The sequence below is a fragment of the Rhodohalobacter sp. genome (assembly GCF_041686455.1).
Taxonomy (GTDB): domain Bacteria; phylum Bacteroidota; class Rhodothermia; order Balneolales; family Balneolaceae; genus Rhodohalobacter.
Genome location: NZ_JAWLDW010000140.1, coordinates 1 through 6,321, shown reverse-complemented (window position 1 = coordinate 6,321; position 6,321 = coordinate 1). Strand labels below are relative to the sequence as shown.

Here is a 6,321-nt window from a genome sequence, read left to right as displayed (position 1 = left end):
GCAGGAAGCCGAACATTCGTAGTTTCAGGTGGCAATCCGGTGTTGAAGACCCTTTAATATAACATCCCGTCATTTCACTGGTGGAACAATACTAGTAGCTTTCAAGGATCTGAATTGCCTTTTGAGCATTTTCAAAATCTTCCGGTTTGCCAACATCGAGCCAGTATCCCCAGAAGGGAAATGAGATGACTTTTTTTCCTTTTCCAACCTGTTCCTCAACAAACTGTGTTATATCTAAATAATTATTATGAGGAATGTCACGAATAAGCTGTTTTTTTAACAGGTAGATCCCGGCATTCGAATAATAGGTGTATTCCGGCTTTTCACGTATTGACGATACTTTACCATCATTCATCTCAAAAACTCCGTACGGTACCTTCACCTGGTATGGAATCGAGACAATAGAGATATCAGCATTCTGTTTCTTAAAATCCAGATAAAATTTTTCGTAATCCAGTGTGGTAAGTACATCTGAATTGGTCAGTAAAATATCATCAGATTTGAATGAATCAATTAGACTTAGACTGCCGGCAGTGCCGAGAGGTTTATCTTCACGGATATACCGAATATTTATCGATTTATCATTCCCGCTACCAAAGTACGACTCAATCTGATCAGCCAAATAATTAATTGAAACGGAGAAATTTTCGACACCATAGCTCATAAGCCTGTCCATATTGTGTTCCATAATTGGCTTATGGCCAACTTTTAACAGTGGTTTCGGGGTGTCATTCGTCAGGGGTTTTAGACGTGTCCCCCTGCCGCCGGCCATTATAACCGTTTCAACCGGCAGTATGGATTTAAGCTTAGTGAGATCGTAAATTTTAACTATTTCATCTCTCTCATTAAGCATTGGGAGTAACCGAATACCCAGCAAACGGTACTCCTCCAGATCGTAGTAACTTCCCCCGTTTTTTCTTATAAAGGAAAAGTCAGTGTTCATGCAAGATTTAACAGAGTCATGAAGATTACTGCCGGCTACCAGTTTACGACGAATATCACCGTCCGTAAGTGTACCGGTCAGTTTATTTTCCGGGTCCTGAATTAATAAAGTTAACGGGCGCTCCGGGTACCTGTCAGAAATCGTATTCAGAACTATTAAGGCTTCTTCAATCGTTGAATCAGTCCTGATGTAGTTTAAATTGTATTCTTCTGTTGATTCCAACGGTTCTGCAAGATCGTTTTTGTACATGGTTTCTTCTCTTTACGTAGTTACTTACTTGCTACATTCTAAGAAAAAAAGCTCATGAAACCAGTTAAATTCCTTTAATGCCGGAGTGGTTTAACTGAAACAACGATTACACTTAATTAAGTAAGCTTTTTTCGTTGCTCAATTCAACCCGGGATATGTTTTTATACTTAAAAATCAGGAATATGATGTCGCCCTTCATGGCTGAAAATGAAGGGTATGGTAAAATCCTCTTTTATCATTCGATGCAATACCGATATTTCTAACCATATCAACGGGGAACGTATGTTCATCAAATATGTAGGTCCATTTTCTGAACGGTTTCTGAAAATCGAAATTATCATGATGAAAATTTCCATCAACTGTTTCAACAGCAAGAAAGGGCTGAGAGCCAAATGTGTCTTCACTGGATTCAACGGAAAGTTTTAACTGCCCTTCAATAGTTGTTTTCTCAAGTTTACCCTGCAATAGATTCTCTCCAGGAGTGGTAAACTCATTAAATATTGCGCGGTTAAACGCCTCTCTTACATCACAGTATTTGAATTTTACATCCGGGAAATCGGGCGAAACCTTTTTGAGAAGCTGTCGCACAGTATCCACATCCGGGGCCATATCCCGGGAGTCGTGATTCGTGAACCCCATGATTGCTGAGCCATTCGATTTTGCATAGCTGAACGCTTTTCTCACTTCTTTTTCATTGATGCATCTCATGCGCGTCCCCACATTCAGGCAACGGGCTATGTATCGCCTGCAGTTACCCGGCACCTGATAATCATCATGGTCGGGCTGGTAGATCGACCAGTCATCGGGCGCTCTCCTCCAGTCTCCAAATCGACCACCGGCCAGATCCATTTGTTCCTCTTCGTTTCGAAATGCCTGGTTTGAGAGGTCAAATGGTATCCACTGTTCCAGAAACCAATGGCTGTCGGGCCGTTCGGTGTGATAGCCGGCACGGTTCACGGATGGAAACCAGTCCCTTTCAATAATTCTTCGGGCGATAATTTCAAAGATCTTATTGTCCCGCAGGTAGGTATTTACATTCAGATGTGAAATTTTGCGATGGTGTGTTGGGTGGAAATGCCAGTGGATCTTATCAGGAGCATCCGTTTCGCGTATAAATTCGTGGTAGTAATCGTAAATATTGTGATAGCCAATATCTTTTTTTCGCGGATTGATGTCATATCCTACGTGATCCACACAATGCCAATTGTATATCCATCCACCGCCGTAGCTGTCAGGCAGTTGGTTTCGGAACTGTTTACTGCCAATCCTTTCAAGCATCTGTTCCAGCTTTCCGTAGTTGTCAATATACTCGAGGAGTTCCGGTGAGAATGCTTTGGCGATCTGCTTTTCATTTCCGCCAAGATCAAGCTCAGCATTTTGTATGTCCCTTAATGTTTCACGGGATGGAGGGAGTGTAATTCCAAAATGCTTTTCCAATCGTTCAAATGTGGCGTCCAGGCTTTCATAAAGCGGACCTTCAGTGTCTATAGAGTGTACAACATATACCACATTGTCGGTTTCAATCGCCATAATCAAAGAAAGTGTTAAAATTTTGAATTAATACTCAGGAAGCGGGCCGTGGAGGTCTGAGTTCAGTTCCAGAAGGGCCTCGTTCTGATCTAAAAAGTTCAGAACCTCTCTTGTATTAAATGGCCTGGTGTCTGAATAGAGGTTATCGTAGATCTTTTCCACAAGTTTAAAATCTTCAGGGTAATCTACGCTGTAAGAGATCTCTTTCCTTGAAAGCCCCTCTTCGGGATAGAACTTCTCTGTATTAAAAGTATCTGTATTCTTCCTGATATGAAGCGTGACATGTTCAGTGTAATCTTCAGGATTCTTTAGCGAGCGGATTATCTTATAAGATCGCCGAAGCGCATCAAGTGTAACAAGCTCACAGCCTGCGCCATGCACCGCCCCCTCACGATGCACATTGTTAATATAATCGAGATCAGGTTTGCGGTTATATCTCTCAATGAGTTGGTCAATCATCAGGGGATCTGTTAGCGGATTATCCCCGGTAATTCTGATGATTACATCTATTTCGAATTTTTCTGCTGCATGAATAAAACGTTCCAAAACATTATCTAAATCACCTCTGAAAAGTTTGACACCATTCTTGAGACATAGATCTGAGAGCTGATCATCATTTGTTCCATCAGAAGTGGCTACAACAATGTTATCTAACATATTGGAATAAGAAACCTGCTCTGTGACCCGCAGAATCAAAGGCCTTCCGAGAAGGTTTTTTACCATCTTTCCGGGCAGGCGGCTTGAATTTTGTCGTGCCTGTATGATTGCACCAAACGTTGGATTCATTTTTTTAACGGGTTTAATTTAACAGCTTTAAAATTTTGTAACCTGATTTTACGCTGCAAAGATCAGATTGATCGTGCGATTCTAGTGCTCCCATAAAGGTAATGAGCTGGTTCAGGTACATGTTTTCATCACTTAGCGCGATTTCCTGTTCAAGTTCGGTGTTTTTAAAAATCCGGACGGTTTGATCCAATATATCTCCTTCCACAACTTTGTCGGGGAAGTAAATCTTTACAGTTCTCTCTTTTAAGTGAGAGAAAAAATCGAGACTGATATGACTTTTTAGTCCGCCAGTGTGTGCAGACTGAAATTCAGCATAGTCAGGAGCTGAGATCTCCAGTTCACTAACCTGACCTGAATCAAGTTTTAGCACATCAATATCACCAAACAGGTGCTGATTGTAATCCAGTTCATGAACGAGTTCATTAACCACGCCGCCTCCTCTATTTATATCGGCAGAATAACTTTTTCGATAATCCTGACCGGGCCTCCACAGTGGGAAATAAGAAGAACAGATCGTGCGGGCATAGAATGCATCCGTCATATTGATGTTCTTCTTTAAATACTTGATAACCGGGTGGTAGCGCATGCAAAAAGCAACATGGTTTACCAGGTTATGATCATCGATTAACCCAATCAGTTCAGGAATACCTTCCGTATGGTTACTCAGCGGTTTTTCGATAAACAGATGAACCGACCGTTTGGCGCATTCTAACGCTGTTTCGATATGCTGATCTGTTGGATTTGTGACGAATGCAGCATCCGGCTGGAAGTCAAATGCAGACTCAAGTGATGTGAATTCCCTGATGCCGAGTTTGTTTTTAGTATCAGTCGTGCGATATGCTGCAAGTTCAACATCAAAATTCTGGTGTAAGAGACCGGCATGTCGGAGCCCGATTGATCCAAGACCAAAAAAGAGTATTTTCTTTCGTTTTTCCATCTTAAATAGCGGTCCATCCGCCATCTACGGTTAAGGCTGTGCCTGTGATGTAAGATGCAGCATCAGACAGAAGAAAAACAACCGGCCGTGCTACCTCTTCAGGTTTTGCCATGCGGCCAAGCAATGTCTTTTTATTGTAGCGTTTTAGGAAACTCTCATTCTGATTGTTAAAAACGCCACCGGGACAGATTGCATTAACCCGAACATTACGGCCTCCAAAATAACTTGCAAGATACTTTGAATACATCATAATGCCGGCCTTGATAGGGGTATATGCTGCAGGGGTGGTCATGTCTGTTCCTTCATAGATTGTAAAATCAGGAGCTTTCAGTGCCTGTATAGAGCTCACATTTACAATATTGCCGCCTCCGTTATTCGCCATCAATTTTGCGATCTCATTCGAGATAATGCAGTAGGAATTCATCTGAATATCCACATTCTTCCTCCAGCTTTCGACGGTGACATCTTCCAGTTTGTTTGCCCAGTCCGCAGTTCGTGGATAGGCATTGTTTATCCAGTTGTCGATCCCTTCGTATCGGTCCCATAGCTCTTTTACGAACGGCTCTATCTCTTCCAGTCTGGTTAGATCCGCTTTTTCAAAATGGATGTTTGAATGAATACTCTCAGGCAAAGATTTGTATCTGTCTTCATCAATATCCACAACGATCACACGGCTCTCGCACTCTATTAGCGACTGAGTTATGGCCCCGCCGATTAAACCGAGGCCACCGGTAATAACTGTTGTCTTATTCTTGAGTGAAAAATAATCAGGCATAATGGTCAGTTAGTATTAATAATGATTATAAAGGCTACACAAGGTCATCCCACCGGATGACGGAATCTTTTACAAGGTCATTCTTTAAGCTGCGTCCCACAACAAATTTCTCCTCATCAGGTGCAATTCCCGTTCCGGGTCGCTTAAAGGTGAGATCTTTTTCTTCAATTATATCACCCTTTTTAAGATTCCGGGCCGTAATAATACTTCGCCTCATTTTCGGCATCTTCTGTTCCTCCTCGTCGGAAATGGTTCGCCTGTAGCTCCCCATTGCGGCTGCAATATTTTTGGATTCACTACAGATATCGGTCATCTCTTCAGGGTTGGCCGATATCATATGATCCCATCCGGGAAGGTCTTTGTCGATCGTGAAATGCTTCTCAATAAGGCAGGCCCCCAGGGCCACTGAAGCGAGCGGAATGGCGGAGCCGATGGTATGGTCCGAAAAGCCCACCGGGTAGCCAAATGTCTGCTGAAGCATTGTAATATTACGGAGGTTTACATTCTCCATCTTTGGCGGATATACTGAAATACAGTGCAGAAGCATAATCCGCTGGTTCCCGGCATCTTCAAGGGTTTGAATGGCCTGTTCAATTTCTCCAAGCGTAGCCATGCCGGTTGACAGAATAATGGGTTTATCGAATTGAGCAAGATACTTCAGCAGGCGTAAGTTGTTGATATCCATAGATGCGACTTTGAAAAAAGGAACCTCTAAGTCGTTCAATAGATCGGTTTCACCCTCAGAGAAAGGCGTGGAGCAAAAATCCACCCCTTTGGTGTCGCAGTACTCCTTTAATTCTTTGTGCTGATCTTCCCGAAGGTAGTACTCTTCCACCATCTCGCGGAGGGACCCCCAGTGCTTTTTGGGATCGTCAGTGTAAACAGTATTTGCCTCGTACTCCTCCGTGGCAATGAGCGATTCCGGTGTCCAGCTTTGAAATTTTACAGCATGTGCCCCGGTTGCAACAGCCGCATCGATGATCTTTCGGGCAAGATCCATGTCGCCATTATGGTTGGAGCCGATTTCGGCGATGATGTATGGAGCAGTGAAATTTTCAACAGTAAAATCGGGTGTCAGGTTAAATTTCATGGTGAATGTTT

At 42.8% G+C, this 6,321-nt stretch carries 6 protein-coding genes; all 6 read right to left on the bottom strand.

Features of this window, described 5'->3' with window-relative positions:
- Positions 1 to 91: 91 nt before the first annotated feature.
- Positions 92 to 1,192, bottom strand: coding sequence for a nucleotidyltransferase family protein (locus ACESM0_RS12165; protein WP_372906480.1), 1,101 nt, complete (start codon positions 1,190 to 1,192; stop codon positions 92 to 94).
- 195 nt (positions 1,193 to 1,387) lie between these two features.
- Positions 1,388 to 2,722, bottom strand: coding sequence for a hypothetical protein (locus ACESM0_RS12160; protein WP_372906479.1), 1,335 nt, complete (start codon positions 2,720 to 2,722; stop codon positions 1,388 to 1,390).
- Positions 2,723 to 2,749: 27 nt separating this feature from the next.
- On the bottom strand, positions 2,750 to 3,508 hold the full coding sequence (locus ACESM0_RS12155; RefSeq protein ID WP_372906478.1) for a cytidylyltransferase domain-containing protein: 759 nt from the start codon (positions 3,506 to 3,508) through the stop codon (positions 2,750 to 2,752).
- Between the two features lie 13 nt (positions 3,509 to 3,521).
- Entirely contained in the window at positions 3,522 to 4,445 is a 924-nt protein-coding gene (locus tag ACESM0_RS12150) for a Gfo/Idh/MocA family protein (RefSeq protein ID WP_372906477.1), read from the bottom strand.
- A gap of 1 nt (position 4,446) precedes the next feature.
- The gene (locus ACESM0_RS12145) at positions 4,447 to 5,220 is read right to left on the bottom strand and encodes an SDR family oxidoreductase (RefSeq protein ID WP_372906476.1); all 774 of its coding nucleotides are present in this window, start codon (positions 5,218 to 5,220) and stop codon (positions 4,447 to 4,449) included.
- 34 nt (positions 5,221 to 5,254) lie between these two features.
- Positions 5,255 to 6,310, bottom strand: coding sequence for an N-acetylneuraminate synthase family protein (locus tag ACESM0_RS12140; protein WP_372906481.1), 1,056 nt, complete (start codon positions 6,308 to 6,310; stop codon positions 5,255 to 5,257).
- Positions 6,311 to 6,321: the final 11 nt, after the last annotated feature.